Source organism: Streptomyces asoensis (assembly GCF_013085465.1).
GTDB classification, from domain to species: domain Bacteria; phylum Actinomycetota; class Actinomycetes; order Streptomycetales; family Streptomycetaceae; genus Streptomyces; species Streptomyces cacaoi_A.
Map to the genome: position 1 here is coordinate 7,023,461 of NZ_CP049838.1, position 18,406 is coordinate 7,041,866.

Here is an 18,406-nt window from a genome sequence, read left to right on the forward strand (position 1 = left end):
TACCGCCCGTCTGCCGCCCGTCTGCCGTCCCGCTACGGTTCGCCGACCGCCGCCGATCGCCGGCTGCGGCCCAGCGCGAAGGCCGTCTCGTACGCCTGCGGGGACAGCCTTCCGCGGACGTCGTTCACCGTGCGGACGACATCGGGGTCGCCGAGGAGGACCGTGCCCCGCAGACCGGCGGCGGCGCCCAGGAGCTCGGCCGCGCGCTCGGGTCGCGCGGCGACGGAGGCCAGGGCGTCGGCCAGATCGGCCAGCGCCAGGACGTCGAACGACTCCAGCGCCGGTGCACGGGCCTGCTCGAACCACTCACGGGCCGTCTCGACCTGCCCCTCCGCCGCGGCCGTGCGCCCCAGCCCGACGAGGAGCCGTACCGTCTCGCTCGTGCTGAACCAGGTGGCGGTGCACAGCTCCAGACCGCTCTCGTAGTGCACGCGCGCGTGGGCGGTGTCGCCGGACAGCCGGGCCACGTCGCCGAGGCCCCGCCGTGCGCCGGCCACCTTGTCGGGCACACCCGCCGTGCGGGCCAGGGCCGCGGAGCGGGTGAAGAGCGCGGCCGCCTCCTCGGCGGCACCCCGGTGCAGCAGCACGGCCGCGCGGGAGCGCAGCAGGTCCGCGATCTCCTCCGGCGCCTCCAGCTCCCGCACGTACGCCAGTCCCTCGTCCAGCAGCTCCAGCGCGCGCGTGTGGTCGCCGCGCCCGTCGGCGAACAGGGCCAGCGGATCGAGGCAGTTCGCCATGCCCCAGCGGTCGCCGGTGGCCCGGAAGCCCTCCAGCGAACGGGCGAAGGAGGCCTCCGCGGCGGTCGCGCGGCCGGAGTAGAGCTCCTGGTAGGCCAGGCCGAGGTCGAGCAGGGCGTGACCCCACGGCTCCTCACCGACCTGGACGCGGACATGCTCGTCCGCGGCGAGCAGGGGGCCGCCGGTGAGCGACCACACGATCACGGTGAACGGCAGCCGCAGCGGCCGGTCCAGGGACCGCATCACGGCCACCGCGCTCGCGATGCGCGCCGCCTCGCCGGGGTCGTCGCCACGCCCCGCGACGGTGTTCATCAGGCAGAGCGCGTACTCCTCGGTCGGCTCGCCGGGCGGCTCGTCGCCCACGGCCGCCAGCAGCGCGCGGGCCTGCGGCAGCTGCTCGCCGTGCAGCCCGCGCAGCCGCCGGAACCAGGTGAGTGTCGCCATGAGCCGCAGCGCGGCGGCGGGATCGGTGGCGGTCAGGAGGCCCATGGCCGCGTCCAGGTTGTCGTGCTCGGCGTCCAGCCGGGCCAGCCAGGGAAGCTGGTCCCGGCCGCGCAGATACGGTTCCGCCCGCTCGGCCAGCCGCAGGAAGTACCGGGCGTGTGCGTCCCGCAGGGCCGGCTCAGCGGCGCATCCCTCCGCGGCGAACACCCGGATCGTCTCCAGCATGCGGTACCGGCTCTCGGCCGTCGCCGGGCTCTCGGTCACCTCCAGGAAGGACTTCTCCACCAGCGAGGCCAGCAGGTCCTCCGGGTAGGGCAGCCCGCACACCGTCTCCACCGCGTCCAGCGTGGCACCCCCGGAGAACACCGTGAACCGGCGGGCCAGCTCCCGCTCCTCCTCGTCCAGCAGGTCCCAGCTCCACTCCACGACGGCGCGCAGGGTGCGGTGCCGGGGCGCCTTGGACCGGTCGCCGCGGGACAGCAGCCGGAACCGGTCGTCGAGCCGGTCGGCCAGCTCGTCCGGGGTCAGCGTGCGCAGCCGGGCCGCCGCCAGCTCGATCGCCAGCGGCAGCCCGTCGAGGGCCGCGCAGACGGCGGGCACGCGCGCGTGGCCCTCGAAACCGGGCCGCACGGCACGCGCGCGGTCCAGGAACAACCGCAGCGCGGGATCCGGCGGGAGCGGCGGCACCGGGACGAGCACCTCGCCGGTGATCCCGAGCGACTCCCGGCTGGTCGCCAGCACACGCACCCCGGGGCAGGACGCGAGCAGCAGGGCCGACAGCCGGGCCGCGTCCTCGACCAGGTGCTCGCAGTTGTCGAGCACCAGCAGCAGCTCCCGGTCCTCCAGTACCGCCGACAGCCGGCCCGCACCGTCCCCGGCGGGCGTACGGAACCCTTCACGCACCCCGAGCGCCGCGAGCACGGCGTACGGGATCCGTGTGCCGTCGGCGAGCGGCGCCAGCTCGACGAAACACACGTCCTCAGGAGTCGCCGAGGAGGAGGGGAGGTGCGGCGCCTCGGTACGCGCGCGTGCCGCCTCGATCGCCAGCCGGGTCTTTCCGGCGCCGCCCGGCCCGGTGAGGGTGACGAGCCGCGCCTCGGACAGCGCCTCGGCGATGCAGGCCAGTTCGCTCTCGCGGCCGATGAAGCGGGTGAGCTGCACGGGTACGGAGGACCGCCCGGGTCCGCCGCCCCGGAGGAGTTCCAGGTGGAGCGCGGCCAGCTCGGGCGACGGGTCGGCGCCCAGCTGGTCGGCGAGGGCATGCCGGGCCTCCTCGAACACCGTGAGCGCCTCGGCCGGCCGCCCGTCCGCGTGCAGGGCCCTCATCAGCTGCCCGTACAGCCGCTCGCTCAGCGGGTGCGCGGTCAGCAGGCCCCGCAGCTCGGGCACCAGGTCGGGCCCACCGCCGAGCAGGAGATCCGCATCGACCCGGTCCTGTACGGCGCTCAGCCGCAGTGCGTCGAGCCGGGCCCGCTCGGCGTGCGCGTCGGGGAGGTCGGGCAGCGCCGGGCCGCGCCAGAGGGCGAGGGCCTCGCGCAGCAGGGTGGCCGCCGTGGCATGGTCCCCGGCGGCGAGAGCGGCCCGCCCCTGCCCGGTCAGCCGCTCGAAGCGGTGGAGGTCGACGGCGTCGGGCGGGACGGCCAGCCGGTAGCCGGCGGGAGTGGCCTCGATCTCCGCGTGCGGGGCCAGGCGGCGGCGCAGCCGGGAGACCTGGGACTGGAGCGCGTTGCCCGCTCCGGAGGGCGGCTCGGTGCCGTACAGACCGTCGGTCAGGCGCGCCAAGGAGACGCCACGGCCGGCCTCGAGCAGCAGGAGGCTGAGCAGGGCGCGGGGACGGGGGCCGCCGGGGTCGACGGGGGTGCCGTCGTCGGCGCGGAGGTCGAGGGTGCCCAGGATGCCGAAGCGCATTCCCCGGAGTCTGGCAGGCGGCGGGAGCCCGGGCGCCCGGAACTTGGGCACGGGGATCTTGGGCACCGGGATCTTGGGTGCAGCAGAAAGCCGGCCCACCTGGGTGGACCGGCTCTATGCAGCGAACCAGCAGTGGCCGCGCGCGTTGGGGGTCCCCCCGGCTCGAACGGAGTCGAGAGTGGGGGGATATGCGTCAGCGCGAGACCTTGCCGGCCTTGATGCACGAGGTGCAAGCGTTCACGCGCTTCGGCGTCCCGCCGACCACGGTACGGACGCGCTGGATGTTGGGGTTCCAGCGACGGGACGTACGGCGGTGCGAGTGCGAGATGTTGTTGCCGAAGCTCGGCCCCTTGCCACAGACGTCGCAGTTGGCAGCCACGGGTCACTCCAAAGACTTCAGATGCACTTACGGATGATCCCGGCATGCCGGGATCAGGATCTAGGATCTGAGTGGCGCTGCCAGGGGGATGGCCCGATGCGGATCGGGCAACCGGAGCAGCATACAACGACTGCGCCAGTGCAACGAAACTACCATGGCTGCTCAGGGCCCTGCCCCCCGCCCTGGTCGGCCTCCGCCCGCTCTGTCCGGCCCGCTTTCCGGCGGACACCGGCCCGGGGTCTACGCTGCGTCCAGTCCAGCAGCCCGAGGAGGCGCAGGTGGCGCAGGTGCCGCAGACATTCTTCGATGCTCTCGCGGTGCGCACCTGGTGCGGCCTGGCGCTCACGGCGCTGGGCCGGGCGCGCGAGGAGATCGACGCGATCAACGTCTATCCCGTCGCGGACGGGGACACCGGCACCAACCTGTATCTGACCGTCGAGTCCGCGACGACCGCCGTCGAGGCGGTGTTCGCCGGGTACGCGGCCGGTTCCGGTGCCGGCTCCGCGCCCGCCGGGAAGCCCTCTCTCGCCGACGCCGCGCGCGCGATGGCGCACGGCGCGCTCATCGGGGCGCGCGGGAACTCGGGGACGATCCTCGCGCAGCTGCTGCGCGGCATGGCCCAGGTGCTCACCGCCGAGGGTGAGACCCCTCACACCGACGGGGACGGGCTGCGCCTGGCCCTCCGGCACGCGGCCGACTCCGCCCGCCAGGCCGTCGCCCACCCCGTCGAGGGCACCGTGCTGTCGGTCGCCTCGGCCGCCGCCGAAGCGGCGGAGGGAGCCGAGGGGGACTGCGGGACGGTCGCCCGGGCGGCCTACCGGGGGGCGTGCGCGGCGCTCGCCGCGACCCCGGGCCAGCTGGCCGTCCTGGAGCACGCCGGAGTGGTGGACGCGGGCGGCAGGGGGCTGGTCGCGGTCCTCGCGGCGCTGGTGGAGACGTTCACGGGGGAGGTGCCGGAGCTCTCCGGCGCCGTGTCGGCAGCCGCTGCCGCTGCCGCAGCCCACGGGCGCGTGGAAGCCGTGCACATGGCGGACTGCGCCGACGACGGGCCGGACGGTGCGGGCGGCGAGGACGGCGAAGGCGGTCCCGCGTTCGAGGTGATCTATCTGCTGGAGGCCGAGGACACGGCCGTGGCGCGGCTGCGGCAGCGGCTGGACGCCCTGGGCGACTCGCTGGTCGTGGTCGGCGGCGACGGCCTGTGGAACGTGCACGTGCACGTGGACGACGCGGGCGCCGCCGTGGAGGCGGGCGTCGAGGCGGGCCGGCCGTACCGGATCCGCATCACCCACTTCGGCGCCGACGACGCGCACACGCGCGGTGGTGAGCGTCCGCCGCGCGAGCGCGTCCAGCGGGCGGTCGTCGCCGTCGTGCCCGGCGAGGGCCTGGCCGGGCTGTACACCGAGGCGGGCGCGACCACCGTGCTCGCGCGCCCCGGGGAGCCGCCCGCCAGTGGAGAGCTCGTCGAGGCCGTACGACGGGCACACGCGCGTGAGGTCGTGCTGCTGCCCAACGACGCCGATCTGCGGCACACCGCCGCCGCGGCCGCCGAGCAGGCCCGCACGGAGGGCATCCGGGTGGCGCTGATCCCCACCCGGTCCGCGGTCCAGGGGATCGCGGCGCTGGCCGTGCACGAGCCGGACCGCCGCTTCGACGAGGACGTCGTCTCCATGACCTCGGCGGCGGGCGCCACGCGTTACGCCGAGGTCACCGTCGCCGAGCGCCAGTCGTGGACCATGGCCGGCATCTGCCAGGCCGGTGACGTCCTCGGGCTGATCGACGGCGACGTGGCCGTCATCGGCTCCGATGTCACCGCCGCCGCCGAGACCGTCCTGAACCGCATGCTGGCGGCGGGCGGCGAACTCGTCACCCTCGTGCTCGGTGACGAGGCGCCCGAAGGTGTCGCCGAGCACCTGGAGGCACGGGTGCGGGAGGCCTACCTCGCCGTGGACACGGTGGTGTACCGGGGAGGACGGCAGGGTGCGCTGGTGTTGATCGGGGTGGAGTAGTCGGGGTGGAGTCAGGGGGTGAAGGGGGCGATGGGAGTGAAGGGGGCGTTGGGATCGTTCAACGATCCTTCTGTTCCTCCGTCGCGTGCAGCAACTGCTCCGCCTCGGCCCGCCGCGCCCGCGCCGTCTCGTCCTCCGCCTCCTCGCCGCCGAGATCGGCAGCGGTGTCGGCATCGTCCTCGGCGTCGGCGTAAGCCCGCAGCACCGCACGCGCGCGTGCCGCCGCCGCCACGGGGCGTCCCAGGTCGGTCTCCAGCCAGCCCGCGGCCAGCTCCGCGCCGGTCCGGGCGTGCACGGCGTCCTCGCCCAGGGCGACGAACACCGCGACGGCCTCGGACATCTGGGAGAGCGCCTCGTCCAGGGTGGCCCGGATCGAGTCGTCGTCGGCGTCCTCGGCGGCGGAACGGGCGAGCAGGTCCCCGAACTGACGGTGGGTGTGGCCGAGTTCGGCAACGAGCCGCAGGCGCGCCTCGTCGTCGTCCGCCGCGTCGAACGCGTCCGCGCACTCCTCCACGGCACTCGTCATCAGGTCGCGTGCCGCGTCCGTCCCGTCCTCGGTGCGCAGGGCAAGCCACGCGCGGGCGCGCAGCGAGCGGACGAGCCCGTGGACGTTGCCGAGGCCGCGCCACAGCTCGCCCGCGCGCGCGTAGGCCTGGTCCGCCTCGGTGCGCAGACCGGCCTGGCCGAGCGACTCGGCGGCCAGGTGGGCGAGGGTCGCGTGGTCGTGCTGCTCGGGCCAGTGCCGGGCGATCTCGGCGGCCTGGAGCCTGCGTTCGGCGGCGTCCCGGTGTTCCCCGAGCTCGCTCAGACAGTCACCCAGCCACCACTGCGTCTGGACGACCGCGCCGTCGCCGTGCGTCTCGGCGGTCAGCTCCGCCAGCGCGGACTCCAGCACCTCCGCGGCCTCGGCCCAGCGGCCCTGCCGCACCAGGAACCCGCCGAGCTGGTGCCGCGCCCACGCGCCGAGCGTGGGGCCCGCACCCGCCTCGTCCGCCCAGTGCGCCGCCTCCAGGGCGTGCTCCGCGGCCTCTTCGGCCTCTCCCCGGCCTCCGACGACCTCGGCGAGCTGGAGGTGCAGCTGGGCCCGCCCGACCGCCTCCAGATACGGTCCGCCGTGCTCCAGGGCCGCTCGCAGGGCCCGCTCCGCCTCCCTCATGTCGCCCAGCTGATGGGCGAGACCGGCCAGCCGGGCCTCGTACTCCACGGCGAACCACGGCAGGCCCGTCTCGATGAACTCCGCCGCGGCCCGCGCGAACAGCTCCGCGCCCGCCTCCGGGTTCCCGGAGTGCGTCGCCAGCTCCGCGAGCATCGCGTGCCCCTCGGCGACCCGGGCGGCGAGCCGTACGTCGTTCCCCGCGCGCCCGTCGACGAGCGCCAGAAGCTCCCGTACCGCCGCCTCCGCCTCCGCCAGAACCGCCTCGTCGACCACCTCCCCCTCGGCCTCGTGGACGCGCCGCATCAGGATCCGCGCCCGGCCCATCAGCACACCCGCCGCCTGCGGCACCTCCGTGTCGCCCTCGGCGTACAGCGCGAGCACCCGGTCGTACGGCTCGGCGACCGCCGCGAGCGCCTCGTCGATCTCGCCGGCCAGCGCACGGACGTACGCCGCACGTGCGCGTGCCGCCAGGGCCTCGCCGGGGTCGCCCGCCTGCGCGTACAGCTCGGCGGCGTGCTCGAACGCTTCGGCGCCCTCCGGGCCGAGACCTATCGCCTCGTGGTCGGCGATCTCCGCGCGGTCACGCGCCTCCAGCTCGACGCCCTCCACCTCCTCGGCCAGCCGCGCCACCCGCGCCCACGCCTCGACGGCATGCGGCTGGAGCGTGTCGGACAGCCGCTGGGCCTCGGCGAGCAGGACCGCCAGGTCCGGTTCGACGGCCTCCTGGACCGCGGCCGGAGCCGGAGCTGTGGCCCCGGGCGCCGCCGCCGCGGCGGCGGGGCGAGCCGCCCGTACCCCCAGCGGCAGCCGCTCCACCAGGGGCCGCTGTGCCATACGCGCGCGTGCCCGCCCGCTGACGTACGACGTGCCGTTGCGCTCGTCGAAGCGCGCGGCCAGCGCGAGGGCCTCCGCGCGCGCGTGCCCCGCGAGTTCCACCGCCGTCCACTCCCGCCCGGCCGGCCCCGGCACCCGCTGACCGGCGAGACCCAGCTCGGACAGACGCTCCATGAGCAACACCACCACGCTCAGGAACTCCAGCTTGCTGTGCGGATGCCCCTCGTCCGTGAAGTACGCCGGCCGCTCCGCGAGCAGCTCCAGGCCCCGCGCCTCGTTGCCGGTCAGTGCGCAGAACTCGACGTGGTCGGCGTAGGCGCCCCGCATGCTCTCCATGGACCGCACCAGCCGGAAGCCCCGCAGATGGTGGGCGCGGGCCTCCTCCACGCGGCTCAGCCGCAGCAACGGAAGCAGGGACGACGCGAGCACCGTGTGCGGCTCGTGCGCGCACGTGTACTCGCCCTCCAGGACCGGCGCCCACACCGCGAGCGCCTCCGCGTCCCGGCCCCGCTCCGCCTGCCACCAGCCCTGCCCGTGCAGCTCGCACGCGTGACAGTCGGCCATGGTGTCCCGGTCCGCGGCCAGCCACGCGGTGAACGCCCGCTCCGCCCGCTCCACGTCGCCCACGTGCGCGGCCACGCTGAACTCGGCGCTGCGCACCGCCCGCGCGGAGTGCCCGGCGAGCCGGTAGCGGTGCTCCATCTCGCCGAGCCACTTCTCCACCGACGCCAGCGGCACGTGCGGCTGGTCGAGCATGCCGGCCGACATCCACTTGAAGACCCAGTGCAGCGAGTGCGTCTCGTACTCGTCGAAGTCCTCGGGCCGCTCGTCCCACATGCGCAGCAGCCGCGCGAACGGGACGAACATCTTCGCCTTCTCGGAGCTGTAGTTGTAGACCTTCAGCTGGTGCCCGAGCGCCTCGATCACGGCGAGCGGGATGTCGAGCCTCTCGGCCTCCAGCAGCAGCTGTTCCGCGCGCGCGTTGCGGGCCGGGCCCTCCGGCTGCTCGCCGTTCTCCGCCATCGCCCGGCGAAGGGAGTCGAAGTCCGTGATCTCGCTCATCAGTGACCGCCCTGTTCCTCTGTCGGCTCCCCGTGTGCCGACTCCCCGTGCGTGGCCCATTCCAGGAGGCCTATGAACGCCCGGTTCAGCAGCGCCGAGTCCGCGGGCCGCAGCGGGCGCTGCGCCATCAGCAGCGCCTGCCCGTACAGCGACTCCGTGGCGGTGCCGATCAGCTCGGGATCGTTCAACGAACTGATCCGCCGTATCAGCGGGTTGAGATGGTTGAGCACCAGACGCGCGCGCGGCGCGCTCCCGCGCAGCGAGCCCAGAATGCCCGCCCACAGGTCGTCGGCCTGCGCCTCGGCCTGCGCGCGTGCCTGCTCGTGCCGGGCCCCCCGGTCGTCGAGATGCAGCGCGGGCACCGACAACGGGAGAAAGGCCCGCAGGACGACATCGCAGCCCAGCGGGTCGAGCTTCGCCCGCGCGGCCGCCAGGAAGCCCGCCAGCGCCAGCTCGTCGGCCGCGGCGACGGTGTCCAGGTGGGCGGTCACGGTGTCCGCGTCCAGCTCGGCGACCACCGTCCCCGGCCGCACCGACGGCAGCGCCTCGACCAGCTCGCTGTCGTACGTGTAACCGCCGTTGACCACCCCGATGCCCTGCGCGGACGCGATGGGCGCGACCTGCCGGTACTCCTCCACGGTCCGCGTGAAGTGCACCACCGGGTGCCGCTGCGCGAACTCCTCCAGCGACAGCCGGCCGTCGGTCGTCTCGAAGGGCAGCCACGGCAGCATCGTGCGCAGCATCTCCTCGTCGTGCCGCGCCAGGGACTTCACGCCCAGGTGGTGCACCTCCAGGAAGGCCGCCAGCCGTTGCGGATCACCGGCGGCCAGGCCCGTCAGCCACGACCGGATCCTTTCGCCCAGCGCCTCCCGTACCGCCGCCAGCGTCTCGTCCTCGTACAGCGACTCCCGTGAGGCCGTCGGCCGCAGACTGTCGGTGTCCAGGACACAGCGCACGAAGAACGCCCAGTCGGGCAGCAGCTGTTCGCCCCGCTCGGTCAGCAGCATCCCCTTGAGGTGCACCCGGTGACCGGCACGCTGCGCCGGGCTGACCGCCGACGGCAGCACGTACGCCACCCCGCGGACCCCCGCCACCGGCAGGTCCAGCTCGACCGAGTCCAACGGCGTGAACCCGAACAGCTCGTGACAGTGCCGGGCCAGCGCCACCCGCCGGTTGGCGGGGGAGGCGTAGGACCGGTTCCAGGGCGCCGGCAGATCGGTGACCGCCTCGTCGCCGACCCGGACGTCGTACGGCAGCAGCGACCCGAAGTCCCGGGCCAGCGCCAGCACCCGCGGCTCCGTGAGCCACTCGCCGGCACCGGCCCGCGCCACCAGATGCACGGTGGTGCCCGGCTCGGGGCGCTCCTCGTGGGGCAGCGTCCGCACCGTGTAGGAGCCGTCGTCGCGCGCCGTCCACTCCACGGGCGGCGCGTCCGGCGTGCGGGCGCTGCGGCTGACCACGCGGATCCGTTCGGCCACCACGAAACAGGCCAGCAGCCCGATGCCGAACTGCCCGAGGAAGTCCGAACGGACCTCCTGGAGCCCCTCGGCGCGCTTGGAGCTGCGCCCGATCGTCGCCAGCAGGTCGTGCACGTCGGCCTCGGTGAGCCCGACGCCGGAGTCCTCCACCCGCAGGCCGCCGTCCGCCGCGAACAGCCGCACGCGCGCCGGGGCGTCGGGCTCCTCGGCCCGCCGGGCGGTGATCGCGTCCACGGCGTTCTGAAGCAGTTCGCGCAGGTAGACCTTGGGACTGGAATAGAGGTGATGGGACAGCAGGTCCACCAGACCACGCAGGTCGACCTGGAACGTGTGAGGCTGCTGGGATGCCTGGGATGACTGTGAGGTCTGGGAGTCCATCGCTGCTGCGCCGCGGGCTGGGGGAGGAGCACGGCGCGGGGTCGGGCGGTCCCGGTGGGGCGGTGACCGCGGATGATGGCCGGAGCGCGTCATCCTAGAGCCCGAACGAGCCGCCTGACCAGGGGTTTCGGGACACATATACGGCAATGTCAGTGGTGTGGTGTGCAATGGATCTCGTGCCCGCACTGAAAGAACCACTGGAACAGCCACTGAAGTCAGTGCTCGGCCCCGCCACCGCGAAGGTGATGGCCGAGCACCTCGGCCTGCACACCGTCGGCGACCTCCTGCACCACTACCCCCGCAGATACGAGGAGCGCGGCCAGCTCACCCACCTCGCCGACCTCCCCATGGACGAGCACGTCACCGTGGTCGCCCAGGTCGCCGACGCCCGTCTGCACAGCTTCGCCTCGGCCAAGGCCCCCCGGGGCAAGGGGCAGCGCCTGGAGGTGACCATCACCGACGGCAGCGGCCGGCTCCAGCTGGTCTTCTTCGGCAGCGGCGTCCACAAACCCCACAAGGAGCTCCTGCCGGGCACGCGCGCGATGTTCTCGGGCAAGGTCTCGGTCTTCAACCGCCGCCTCCAGCTGGCCCATCCGGCCTACGAACTGCTGCGGGCCGACACCGACGAGTCGGTGGAGACCTGGGCCGGCGCCCTCATCCCGCTCTACCCCGCCACCGCGAAACTGGAGTCCTGGAAGATCGGCAAGGCGATCCAGACCGTCCTGCCCACCGCGCAGGAGGCACTCGACCCCCTCCCGGACTCGCTGCGTGACGGCCGCGGCCTGGTCTCCCTCCCCGAGGCCCTCCTGAAGATCCACCGCCCCCACACCAAGGCGGACATCGCCGACGCCCGCGCCCGGCTGAAGTGGGACGAGGCGTTCGTCCTCCAGGTCGCCCTCGCCCGCCGCCGCCACGCCGACGCCCAACTCCCGGCCGTCCCCCGCGTACCGGCCGCCGACGGCCTGCTGACCTCCTTCGACGCCCGTCTCCCCTTCACCCTCACCGAAGGCCAGCAGAAGGTCTCGAAGGAGATCTTCGACGACCTGGCGACGGACCATCCGATGCACCGGCTGCTCCAGGGAGAGGTGGGTTCGGGCAAGACCTTGGTCGCCCTCCGCGCCATGCTCGCCGTGGTCGACGCCGGCGGGCAGGCCGCCATGCTCGCCCCCACCGAGGTCCTCGCCCAGCAGCACCACCGCTCCGTCGTCGAGATGATGGGCGAGCTGGCCGAGGGCGGGATGCTGGGCGGGTCCGAGCGGGCCACCAAGGTCGTGGTGCTGACCGGGTCCATGGGCACGGCCGCCCGCAGGCAGGCACTGCTCGACCTCGTCACCGGAGAGGCCGGCATCGTGATCGGCACGCACGCGCTGATCGAGGACAAGGTCCGCTTCCACGACCTCGGGCTGGTAGTCGTCGACGAACAGCACCGCTTCGGAGTCGAACAACGCGACGCTCTGCGCAGCAAGGGCAAGCAGCCCCCGCACCTGCTCGTCATGACGGCCACGCCGATCCCGCGCACCGTCGCCATGACCGTCTTCGGCGATCTGGAGACGTCCGTCCTCGACCAGCTCCCGGCCGGCCGCTCGCCCATCGCCAGCCATGTCGTCCCGGCCGCCGACAAGCCGCACTTCCTGGCCCGCGCCTGGGAACGGGTCCGCGAGGAGGTCGGCAACGGCCATCAGGCGTACGTCGTCTGCCCGCGCATCGGCGACGACGCCGACGAGGCGGCCGACGCGAAGAAGGCCGGCAGGACCAAGAAGAAGTCCCCCGAGGACGAGGCGGAGAAGCGGCCGCCGCTCGCCGTCCTGGACATCGCAGAGCAGCTCGCCAAGGGCCCCCTGCACGGCCTCGGGGTCGAGGTCCTGCACGGCCGCATGCCCCCCGACGACAAGGACGCGGTCATGCGCCGCTTCGCCGCGGGCGACACCGACGTCCTGGTCGCCACGACCGTCATCGAGGTCGGCGTCAACGTCCCGAACGCCACCGCGATGGTGATCATGGACGCCGATCGCTTCGGCGTCTCCCAGCTGCACCAGCTGCGCGGTCGCGTCGGCCGGGGCTCGGCGCCCGGTCTGTGCCTCCTGGTCTCCGAGATGCCGGAGGCGAGCGCGGCCCGCCGGCGCCTCGACGCCGTCGCCGCCACCCTCGACGGCTTCGAACTCTCCCGGATCGACCTCGAACAGCGCCGCGAGGGCGACGTCCTGGGCCAGGCCCAGTCCGGCGCCCGCTCCAGCCTGCGCGTACTCGCGGTCATCGAGGACGAGGAGGTCATCGCGGAGGCGCGCGAGGAGGCGGCCCGGCTGGTCGCCGCCGACCCCGAGCTGGAGACCCTGCCCGGCCTGCGCACGGCCCTGGACGCCCTCCTCGACGAAGAGCGGGAGCAGTACCTGGACAAGGGCTGAGGGAGGCCGCCCCGGACGCGGGGCGGCCCCGGTGCGCGGCTCCGCCGCCGGGGTGCGGCGACCCACGGCCCGCGGCCGCTCCCGCCGGAGCGCACCCGCGCACCTCCGCCTGCCAGACTGGACGGGTACCCGCCCCCGAACAAGGACCCCGAGATGACCCGCGTGATCGCCGGCGCAGCCGGTGGACGTCGCCTGGCGGTCCCGCCAGGCACCGGCACCCGCCCCACCTCCGACCGCGCACGCGAGGGTCTCTTCTCCACCTGGCAGTCCCTGCTGGGCGGCCCCCTCGGCGGCGAACGCGTCCTCGACCTGTACGCGGGCTCCGGCGCCGTGGGCCTGGAGGCCCTCTCCCGGGGCGCGGGCCACACCCTCCTCGTCGAGGCCGACGCCCGGGCGGCCCGCACCGTCCGGGAGAACGTGAAGGCTCTCGGCCTGCCCGGCGCCGAGGTCAGGGCCGGCAAGGCCCAGCAGATCATCCAGACACCGCCGGCGGACCCGTACGACCTCGTCTTCCTCGATCCCCCGTACGCCGTCTCGAACGACGATCTTCGGGAGATTCTGCTCACACTCCGCTCGGGGGGCTGGCTCGCGGCCGATGCTCTCGTCACCGTGGAGCGCAGCACCAGAGGCGGGGAGTTCCCCTGGCCGGACGGCTTCGAGGCACTTCGGGCCCGTCGCTACGGCGAGGGAACGTTTTGGTACGGTCGCGCCGCCTCTACGTGCGAAGACGCACGATGACCGGACTGGAGAGCGAGGGACCACAAGTGCGCCGTGCCGTCTGTCCCGGGTCGTTCGACCCGATCACCAACGGACACCTCGACATCATTTCCCGCGCTTCTCGTCTGTACGACGAGGTCTATGTCGCGGTCATGATCAACAAGGCCAAGAAGGGCCTGTTCGAGATCGACGAGCGGATCGACCTGATCCGCCAGGTCACCGCCGAGTACGGCAACGTCCGGGTCGAGGCCTTCCACGGCCTCCTCGTCGACTTCTGCAAGCAGCGCGACATCCCGGCCATCGTCAAGGGCCTGCGGGCGGTCAGCGACTTCGACTACGAGCTCCAGATGGCCCAGATGAACAACGGCCTGTCGGGCGTCGAGACGCTGTTCGTGCCCACCAACCCCACGTACAGCTTCCTCTCCTCCTCCCTGGTCAAGGAGGTCGCCACCTGGGGTGGCGACGTCTCCCACCTGGTGCCGCCGCTGGTCCTGGAAGCACTGGGCGAACGGCTCAGGAAGGACTGACCCCGGGACCGGTCCGCTGACGGCTCGTCACCCGGTGTCCGGCGGACACCTCATGGCCGTACAGTCGTCCCGTCCGTCTCCAACACAGCGCAGAGAGTGGCGAGCAACCGGTGGACGTGCAGAAGAAGCTCGACGAGATCGTCACGGCGGTCTCCAGTGCCCGGTCGATGCCGATGTCGGCCTCGTGCGTGGTCAACCGCGCGGACCTGCTCGCCCTGCTGGAAGAGGTGCGCGCGGCCCTTCCCGACTCCCTCGCCCAGGCCGAGGAGCTGATCGGCGGCCGTGAGCAGATGGTGGAGCAGGCCCGCCAGGAGGCCGAGCGGATCATCTCCACCGCGCACGCCGAGCGCGGCTCCCTGATCTCCGACACCGAGATCGCCCGCCGCTCCCGGTCCGAGGCGGACCGCATCCTCGACGAGGCCCGCAAGGAGGCCGAGGAGGTCCGCGCCGAGGCCGACGACTACGTCGACTCCAAGCTCGCGAACTTCGAGGTCGTCCTCACCAAGACGCTCGGTTCCGTCGGCCGCGGCCGCGAGAAGCTCCTCGGCACCGGACCCGGCACCGACGAGAACGGCTACGAGGACGAGGACGCCCCCGAGCGCAGCCACGACCCCGAGACCCTGCGCCGCGACGCCGACGCCTACGTCGACACCAAGCTGGGCGCCTTCGAGGCGGTCCTCGCCAAGACCCTGGACGCGGTCGGCCGCGGCCGCCAGAAGCTGCACGGCCGTATCGCCTCGGACGACCTCGGCGCCCTCTCCGACGACGCCACGACGTTCCAGCACTCCTCCGACGCCGACTACCTCGCCGACCTGACCGCCCTCGCGGAGCAGGACGCCGCGGCGGCGCAGCCCGTCCAGCAGTCGTACGACCAGCAGGAACCGCAGCCGGCGTACGGCTACCAGCAGCAGGCGGACCCCTACGGCGGCTACCAGCAGCAACCGCAGCAGGGCTACGGCCAGCAGGACGCGTACGGCTACCAGCAGCAGGCCGACCCGTACGCGTACCAGGGCTACGACACCCAGCAGGCCCCCTACGACCCGAACCAGGCCGTGCAGCAGCCCCAGCAGCAGGTCCAGCAGGGATACGCCCTCGACGAGACCAGCCTCTTCGACACCGGCATGATCAGTGCCGAGCAGCTGCGCGCCTACGAGCAGGAACGCGGCCTGTAGCACCGGGTGCAGCACCGGGTCGGTCCGGGAAAAGGCCCCGGATTGGGCTGTGGGCGAATGCTCCAGTATCCTGGCTCTTCGGTCGCGTGTACGTCCGCGATCACAGCTGCCCGCAACACCGTAGTAGGGCAGCGTCCCCCGAGCTCAGAAGATCGAAAGCAGGAATGGCCCTGAACGCCCGCCTCGACCACCGCAAGCCTCTCGTGTTCGACACGCACGAGCTGGGGCGGCGTCCTGGTGCGCTACAGCGCCTGACCCGCGAGTTCGACGCTCCCCAGGATCTCGGGATCCAGGGAGTGATCGGAGTGCCGGAAGGCGCCCCGGTGGAGCTCGAGCTCCGACTCGAGTCGGTCATGGAAGGTGTGCTCGTCACAGGCACCGCCCGTGCACAGGCCGAGGGGGAGTGCGTAAGGTGTCTGGAGCCGCTGGAGCTGGAGCTCGAAGCGGACTTCCAGGAGATGTTCTCGTACCCTGACGCCGACGACCGGGGCCGCCCCAAAGCGGAGCCGGTCGACGACGCCGAGGAAGACGAGGACAGGCTCTTCATCGAGGACGGCTTGTTCGACCTCGAACCCGTGCTGCGTGATGCGGTGGTGCTCGCACTGCCGATGCAGCCGGTGTGCCAGGACGACTGTCTGGGCCTGTGCTCCGAGTGCGGAGCGCGGCTCACGGACGACCCGGACCACCACCACGACGCCACCGACATCCGTTGGGCGGCATTGCAGGGACTCGCCGGTTCACTCGAAGACGGCGAGAAGGACGAGATGAGTGGCGAAGCGCCTCGATCGGCGCGCGCCAACGAGAAGCAGGAGAAGTAGCCGTGGCTGTTCCGAAGCGGAAGATGTCGCGCAGCAACACGCGCCACCGCCGGTCGCAGTGGAAGGCTGCGGTCCCCACCCTGGTTGCGTGCGAGCGCTGCCACGAGCCCAAGCTGCAGCACATCGCGTGCCCGTCTTGCGGCACCTACAACAAGCGCCAGGTCCTCGAGGTCTGAGCGGCTGGTGAGAGGCTCCATGTCTGACGCCAAGGCGGACACGACCGCCAAGAAAAAGGCGGAGAACACGGCCTCGTCCCACACGCTTCTGGAAGGGCGGCTCGGCTATCAGCTCGAGTCCGCCCTTCTGGTGCGTGCGCTGACCCACCGTTCCTTCGCATACGAGAACGGCGGTCTGCCGACGAACGAGCGGCTGGAGTTCCTCGGGGACTCCGTGCTCGGCCTCGTCGTCACGGACACGCTGTACCGCACCCACCCCGACCTGCCCGAAGGCCAGCTGGCCAAGTTGCGGGCCGCGGTGGTCAACTCGCGTGCGCTGGCGGAGGTCGGTCGTGGCCTCGACCTGGGTTCCTTCATCCGGCTCGGCCGGGGTGAAGAGGGCACGGGCGGCCGGGACAAGGCGTCCATCCTCGCCGACACCCTCGAAGCGGTGATCGGTGCGGTCTATCTCGATCAGGGCCTCGACGCGGCCTCCGAACTGGTGCACCGCCTGTTCGACCCGCTGATCGAGAAGTCCTCGAACCTCGGTGCCGGCCTGGACTGGAAGACCAGTCTCCAGGAGCTCACCGCGACCGAAGGCCTCGGTGTCCCCGAGTACCTGGTCACGGAGACCGGCCCCGACCACGAGAAGACCTTCACTGCTGCTGCCCGCGTCGGAGGCGTCTCGTACGGCACCGGCACCGGCCGCAGCAAGAAGGAGGCGGAGCAGCAGGCCGCCGAGTCCGCATGGCGGTCCATCCGGGCCGCGGCGGACGAGCGTGCCAAGGCGGCGAAAGCCGTCGAGGTCGTCGAGGCCGTCCAGGCCGCCGACGGCAGCCCGGACCCTGAGTCCGCCTCCGCCTGACAAACAGCAGAAAAGTAGAACAGCAGTACGAGACGAGCGCCCGCCCCCCGTTGGGAGGCGGGCGCTCCGTACGGGGGATCCCATGCCCGAGTTGCCCGAGGTCGAGGTCGTCCGGCGCGGTCTGGAGCGGTGGGTCGCCCATCGCACGGTCGCCGAGGCCGAGGTGCTGCATCCGCGTGCCGTACGCCGTCATATCGCCGGCTCCGACGACTTCGCGCACCGGCTCAAGGGCCACCGCATCGGCACCCCCGGTCGCCGGGGCAAGTATCTGTGGCTGCCGCTGACGGACACGCACCAGGCGGTCCTCGCCCACCTCGGTATGAGCGGACAGCTCCTGGTCCAGCCGCACGAGGCCCCCGACGAGAAGCATCTGCGCGTCCGGGTGCGCTTCGCGGACGCGGTGAACACCGAACTGCGCTTCGTCGACCAGCGCACTTTCGGCGGGCTGTCGCTGCACGACACCACCTCCGACGGCCTTCCGGACGTCATCGCGCACATCGCCCGTGACCCCCTCGACCCGCTGTTCGACGACGAGGCGTTCCATCAGGCCCTGCGGCGCAAGCGCACCACCATCAAGCGCGCCCTGCTCGACCAGTCGCTGATCAGCGGGGTCGGCAACATCTACGCGGACGAGGCGCTGTGGCGCGCCCGTCTGCACTACGACCGTCCGACCGCGAACTTCACGCGCCCCCGCACGCTCGAACTCCTGGGCCATGTCCGCGACGTGATGAACGCGGCCCTGGCCGTGGGCGGCACCAGTTTCGACAGCCTGTACGTCAACGTCAACGGCGAGTCGGGCTACTTCGACCGGTCCCTGGACGCGTACGGCCGCGAGGGCCTGCCGTGCAGGCGGTGTGCCACGCCGATGGTCCGGCGCCCGTGGATGAACCGGTCCAGCTACTTCTGCCCGAAGTGTCAGAAGGTGCCGCGCGTCCCGTCGTAGCGTTCGCGGGCGGCCAGTACGTCGCCCATGCGCCCCTCCACGCAGTGGATGAGGGACAGCAGCCGCTCGGCCACCTCGCGGCCCAGCGGCGTCAGTTCGTAGTCCACCCGGGGTGGGTTGGTCGGCTGGGCCTCACGGTGCACCAGGCCGTCGCGCTCCAGCGCGTGCAGCGTCTGGGACAGCATCTTCTCGCTGACGCCGTCGACCCGGCGGCGCAACTCGTTGAAGCGCAGCGAACCCTCGTACAACGCCCCGAGCGTGAGTCCGCCCCAGCGGCCCGTGACGTGCTCCAGCGTGCCGCGCGAGGGGCAGGCCTTGGCGAACACGTTGAACGGGAGGTCCTGGTCCTCCGCGCGCTCCTGGGTGATGTCCATGCGAAAAGCGTACTCGAAGGCAGCGCTAGCTGACAGATTGCACTAGCCAAA

Annotated in this window: 14 protein-coding genes; 9 read left to right on the plus strand and 5 right to left on the minus strand. The window is 72.8% G+C overall.

Going from position 1 to position 18,406, the window contains the following annotated elements:
- Positions 1–32 precede the first annotated feature (32 nt).
- Complete coding sequence (locus tag G9272_RS31535; protein WP_171399641.1) at positions 33–3,089, minus strand: ATP-binding protein; 3,057 nt, start codon at positions 3,087–3,089, stop codon at positions 33–35.
- A 193-nt stretch (positions 3,090–3,282) separates the two neighbouring features.
- Entirely contained in the window at positions 3,283–3,468 is a 186-nt protein-coding gene (gene rpmB, locus G9272_RS31540) for a 50S ribosomal protein L28 (protein ID WP_013000438.1), read from the minus strand.
- Positions 3,469–3,746: 278 nt separating this feature from the next.
- On the opposite strand from rpmB, the gene G9272_RS31545 reads away from it, so the two are divergent.
- Entirely contained in the window at positions 3,747–5,474 is a 1,728-nt protein-coding gene (locus tag G9272_RS31545; protein ID WP_171399642.1) for a DAK2 domain-containing protein, read from the plus strand.
- A 58-nt stretch (positions 5,475–5,532) separates the two neighbouring features.
- On the opposite strand, the gene G9272_RS31550 is transcribed toward G9272_RS31545, so the two are convergent.
- Both G9272_RS31550 and G9272_RS31555 read right to left on the minus strand, forming a co-directional pair.
- Positions 5,533–8,526: a tetratricopeptide repeat protein gene (locus tag G9272_RS31550; RefSeq protein ID WP_171399643.1), complete on the minus strand. Its 2,994-nt coding sequence runs from the start codon at positions 8,524–8,526 to the stop codon at positions 5,533–5,535.
- The gene (locus G9272_RS31555) at positions 8,526–10,382 is read right to left on the minus strand and encodes an HSP90 family protein (protein ID WP_171399644.1); all 1,857 of its coding nucleotides are present in this window, start codon (positions 10,380–10,382) and stop codon (positions 8,526–8,528) included. Before G9272_RS31555 ends, G9272_RS31550 begins: the two co-directional genes overlap by 1 nt.
- 167 nt (positions 10,383–10,549) lie before the next feature.
- Between G9272_RS31555 and recG the strand changes: the two genes are divergently transcribed.
- The 8 genes from recG to mutM all read left to right on the plus strand — a co-directional run bounded on the left by recG (position 10,550) and on the right by mutM (position 17,981).
- Entirely contained in the window at positions 10,550–12,784 is a 2,235-nt protein-coding gene (gene recG / locus G9272_RS31560) for an ATP-dependent DNA helicase RecG (RefSeq protein ID WP_171399645.1), read from the plus strand.
- Between the two features lie 153 nt (positions 12,785–12,937).
- The gene (rsmD, locus tag G9272_RS31565) at positions 12,938–13,522 is read left to right on the plus strand and encodes a 16S rRNA (guanine(966)-N(2))-methyltransferase RsmD (RefSeq protein ID WP_171399646.1); all 585 of its coding nucleotides are present in this window, start codon (positions 12,938–12,940) and stop codon (positions 13,520–13,522) included.
- A gap of 26 nt (positions 13,523–13,548) precedes the next feature.
- Positions 13,549–14,028: a pantetheine-phosphate adenylyltransferase gene (gene coaD / locus G9272_RS31570; protein ID WP_216377890.1), complete on the plus strand. Its 480-nt coding sequence runs from the start codon at positions 13,549–13,551 to the stop codon at positions 14,026–14,028.
- A 110-nt stretch (positions 14,029–14,138) separates the two neighbouring features.
- The gene (locus tag G9272_RS31575; protein WP_171399648.1) at positions 14,139–15,200 is read left to right on the plus strand and encodes an ATP synthase F0 subunit B; all 1,062 of its coding nucleotides are present in this window, start codon (positions 14,139–14,141) and stop codon (positions 15,198–15,200) included.
- Between the two features lie 164 nt (positions 15,201–15,364).
- Positions 15,365–16,018, plus strand: a complete 654-nt coding sequence (locus G9272_RS31580; protein ID WP_171402257.1) for a YceD family protein — start codon at positions 15,365–15,367, stop codon at positions 16,016–16,018.
- A gap of 2 nt (positions 16,019–16,020) precedes the next feature.
- Complete coding sequence (gene rpmF, locus G9272_RS31585) at positions 16,021–16,194, plus strand: 50S ribosomal protein L32 (RefSeq protein ID WP_007493396.1); 174 nt, start codon at positions 16,021–16,023, stop codon at positions 16,192–16,194.
- A 19-nt stretch (positions 16,195–16,213) separates the two neighbouring features.
- Complete coding sequence (gene rnc / locus G9272_RS31590) at positions 16,214–17,038, plus strand: ribonuclease III (RefSeq protein ID WP_171399649.1); 825 nt, start codon at positions 16,214–16,216, stop codon at positions 17,036–17,038.
- Positions 17,039–17,120: 82 nt separating this feature from the next.
- Positions 17,121–17,981 (plus strand): bifunctional DNA-formamidopyrimidine glycosylase/DNA-(apurinic or apyrimidinic site) lyase, encoded by an 861-nt coding sequence (mutM, locus tag G9272_RS31595; RefSeq protein ID WP_171399650.1) that lies wholly within the window; start codon positions 17,121–17,123, stop codon positions 17,979–17,981.
- On the opposite strand, the gene G9272_RS31600 is transcribed toward mutM, so the two are convergent.
- Positions 17,954–18,355, minus strand: coding sequence for a winged helix-turn-helix transcriptional regulator (locus G9272_RS31600; protein ID WP_171399651.1), 402 nt, complete (start codon positions 18,353–18,355; stop codon positions 17,954–17,956). The genes mutM and G9272_RS31600 overlap by 28 nt on opposite strands.
- Between the last annotated feature and the right edge of the window lie 51 nt (positions 18,356–18,406).